General features: G+C 31.6%; 4 protein-coding genes. All 4 read right to left on the bottom strand.

Annotated elements, in window-relative coordinates:
* Window positions 1-467 precede the first annotated feature (467 nt).
* On the bottom strand, window positions 468-1,685 hold the full coding sequence (locus N8M66_RS09195; RefSeq protein WP_261047192.1) for a hypothetical protein: 1,218 nt from the start codon (window positions 1,683-1,685) through the stop codon (window positions 468-470).
* Window positions 1,686-1,693: 8 nt separating this feature from the next.
* Entirely contained in the window at window positions 1,694-2,038 is a 345-nt protein-coding gene (locus N8M66_RS09190) for a hypothetical protein (RefSeq protein WP_261047190.1), read from the bottom strand.
* Between the two features lie 259 nt (window positions 2,039-2,297).
* Complete coding sequence (locus N8M66_RS09185) at window positions 2,298-2,606, bottom strand: hypothetical protein (protein ID WP_261047189.1); 309 nt, start codon at window positions 2,604-2,606, stop codon at window positions 2,298-2,300.
* 1 nt (window position 2,607) lies between these two features.
* A complete protein-coding gene (locus tag N8M66_RS09180) occupies window positions 2,608-3,561 on the bottom strand; it encodes a protein rep (protein ID WP_261047187.1) in 954 nt (317 codons plus the stop codon).
* Between the last annotated feature and the right edge of the window lie 195 nt (window positions 3,562-3,756).

The raw sequence follows: 3,756 nt of genomic DNA, 5'->3' as shown, positions 1-3,756 counted from the left end.
CTGATAGAATAATAGTGAAGAAATTAGTTTTATAAAACGCCAAGGATAGCGATTGCAGTCGCTATCTTTTTTTAATTATACCACTTATAAACTTATCGAGCAAATAGCAAAAAATAGGGCATAATTTTATACCGCATAAAAAGGAGCAAAACCCTTGTGGCTCTAAGGTTTAGGGCTGTTTTTTTCATGAAAAAACGCGACCAGTTATTTCTATTAGTATCAAGACAAGAAGAAAGGAGCTACGCTCCTTTCTAAAAAACCGCCCAGGGGCGGTTTTTCTCTTAGCGTCTAGCCTTTTTTTGTAGAAACACTTTAAGCATTTATACGCCATTTATATTGACAACAAGAAACCCTCGCGATCGTACTTTGTACGTGTCCCTCCCGAAAGCTAAAGCCTTTCGGCTCGGCACGTCCTAGCGTACGTTGCTCAGCTTGTTATCAATACAAATGACGGCATAAAACGATGTCTATCTTAAAAAATCCAATCTTGGAAACCTAATCAAAACAGGGTCAACCTCTCCATTTTTCATAAGCCAACCTTCACCCACTTCAAGAACGAAATCAGGCAAATCTCTAGCTTTATCTTGAAAAGCAACATTAAAGGTTTGAACTCCGCTATTTCCTAAGACAAAGATTGCCGAAAATTGTTCTCTTAGAGCGGTTGGCAGTATAGAAGAATTAGCTTGCTGCATACCTATGACAACAAAAATCCCTAATCCTCTACCCTCCAAAATGATTTGGTTCAAATACTTCATCAACTCAGCTAATTCTTTTTTATCTAGTTTCATTTGAAGCGAAGCAAATTCATCTATAACTAAAATTCGCAATTCCAGTCCATTATCCGTTGCAGTCGTCCCAATTTTCCAACCCTCAGAAAGCCTTTTTCTTTTTCTATTCTCCATCTCTTCAAAAACTTTTCTAACTTCTTCAACAATTAAAGACGGAGCAGAAAATGATGAGATTTTCAGCATTCTAGAAAAATCAGCTAAATCGCTAAACTTTGGGTCACATACTGATATAATGGCTTTTTTTAGGCTATAAATAATCAATAAATAAAGAAGAGCATAACTCTTTCCAGCTCCTGTTTGCCCTGAAATGAGTATATGAGAGAAAGTAGAAATAAACGTTTGTTCATCTATCAAAATCTTCTTAAAATCTTTATTTTTAGAGACTACATCAGAAATACTTTTGAAAATAAATTGCCTATCATATTCTAAGCTTTCTAGCTCATAAATCACAAAATCATTACCTCTATTTGTAGAAACTCTCACTTGTCTCCAACCACTCAACAAAGGCGATAATTCTAGTTTTTTCATAGATACAAGAGAATTTATAGAAGCTCCTACAAAAACCCTTATTTTCTTATCTGAAACTTTTTCTAATTTAACTATAGGTGCCCTAAAAATCATTTTTTTCTTATTATCTGAATTAAAAACACGAACACCAAAACCGCTCTCTACCAGTTCTCTTTCTAGTTTTATTTTCAGCATCATAAACTTTAAAAAGTCTTTTTTAAAGCTGAAAATCATAAATCTTTTATCAAAATAGTAAAGAAGAAAACACAAACTAAGTAACCACGAAATAAAAAGACCAGGGACTAGAAGAAGAGCAAAACTCAAAATAAAAATAATTAAAGCAACAAAATCTTTATTTCTTTGTTCAATCGATATAAAATAATCATTCATTTAATTTTCTACAAAATCTCGATATCTTTGGCAGTAGCTTCGATAGACAAGTTTTGATTAAAATCTCCCCAAATCTTGGCAACCCCTTTTATTTTAACAAGAGACCTTTTTTTAATATTGACAGATGAGACTCCTCTAACTTTTACATCAAACTTTTCATACTCATTATTTACATCAGTAGAGTATTTAGTATCATCTTTAACAATTACAAAACTCATTTTAATACCGCTCGGAGCTTCATTTTTAACTCCGTTTTTATACTCATACCACTGGCTAAAATCTAGGTACATAATCTCTTTATCCTTCAAAAATGCTTCTAAGTCAAACTTCTGGAATTCCTTCAAACCTTTCATTTTTTATCTCCATTTTTCTTTTTTTATTTTCTAAACCTATTATAGTTTCTTTTGAAAACAAAAAAAGCCTACGATGTAGGCTTTTGCTTTTGGCACAGTATTCAAGAATGGTGAGATGATATCTGATAATAGATATCACTGTATAAATCAATTTTTACATTGTAAAGGATTATGTAATGTTTTTAAGACCTTATGCCAAAAGCAACTCTATTATACCAAATAATTTTACACCACAGCAAAAAAGAGAAGTAAAAACTTCTCAAGGTTGCATACTGTTTTTTAAATGATTGTTCAGCTCTTGAAGTTGAGCTACACATGTTTTGCTTTCATCAGTAGAAACACAATCAAATAGCTCTTCTAAAATCCGGTCATTATTAGAACAAACATCTTTTCTCTTTTTAGAATTCAACTTGTATGGTCCATCTTCTCTAGTAAGTAAATCCAAAACAAGTTCATCAAAAAGAGGACCGAAATCTCTTCTTTCTGCATCTGTTAAAGATGATATAAAATCATTCATCAACGAAAAAACAATACCATTTAAAGCTCTTAATTCTTTATCTTTTTCCATGTTAACCCTCGTCATTTTGAATAAAATAATCTTTCTTGAAATAATTGTATTTAGCAATAATTTCTCGAACAGCTTTATCTTCTTCTATTTCATTCTCTTCTGAAACATCAACCAAATTACCTGTTTCTGGGTCATCAAGAAATAACTCATTTCTAATCTCTTTAAAAAGACCACCGAACGAAATCAGTCTTTTATTAAACATAGAAAAATAAAGAGTTTTTATCACTTCCGAATCAGTTTTATCATAATCTAAAGGTTTAACTGTATACTTCGAAACCTCTAAAACAGATTTAATCAGATTATTATCTTCTGTTTTTACTTTTTTGATGTTAACGCTCGGGTCATAGTCAATTTTTAAACTATCTCGCCATAATTTAACCCACTCTTTTTGAGTTTTATATAATCCAGTTGATGATTTAAAATAAGAACTAGAAACAAACAATAAAACGTGTATATGAGGGTGATATGTCCCCTCTTTTTCATTATAGGTTATTTCTGTAGCTCTAACAAAACCAATTACTGATTCTTTGAAAAACGCTCGTCTTGTCAACTTTCTAAAGGATTTATGAATCAAATCCAATTCAGCAGCCAAATCTTCAGCAAAAACATTTTTCTGAGTCAACGTAAGGAATAAGAAAGTTCCTTTTTTTCGTTTTAGACTTTCTTTTAAGATAGTTCTTAATTGTTCTCTGTATTTCATAGCTCTGCGCCAAGAACACAAAGGACAAAGATTATTCTTACAAAACCAAGCCTTTTTCAATTTAAGACTTTCATCTTGAAACTTCTTGAAAACAAGAAGTTCAGAACATAAATAAACTTTTCTAGATAATTTTCCTAGGTCTAATTCTTCATACTTTTGAGACAATCGAACACTAGACCTTTTACGGTCTCGCCAATTTCTTACTTTGCCAGCCCTAGAAACATCAAGAAGTTTTTCTTTTGTTTCTTTTAGCATTTTTGCCTTTCCTCAATCAATTTAATAATTTTTAGACTATGGTTGCACTCCTTAGCCTCCTATGTGCCTTAGCGTCAAAAAACTATTAAATTATTATACTAGACAAAAATTCGCAGTTCTGATAGAATAATAGTGAAGAAATTAGTTTTATAAAACGCCAAGGATAGCGATTGCAGTCGCTATCTTTTTTTAATT

This window comes from Streptococcus mitis (assembly GCF_946188585.1).
Taxonomy (GTDB): domain Bacteria; phylum Bacillota; class Bacilli; order Lactobacillales; family Streptococcaceae; genus Streptococcus; species Streptococcus mitis_DG.
This window is presented reverse-complemented; position numbering and strand designations above follow the sequence as displayed.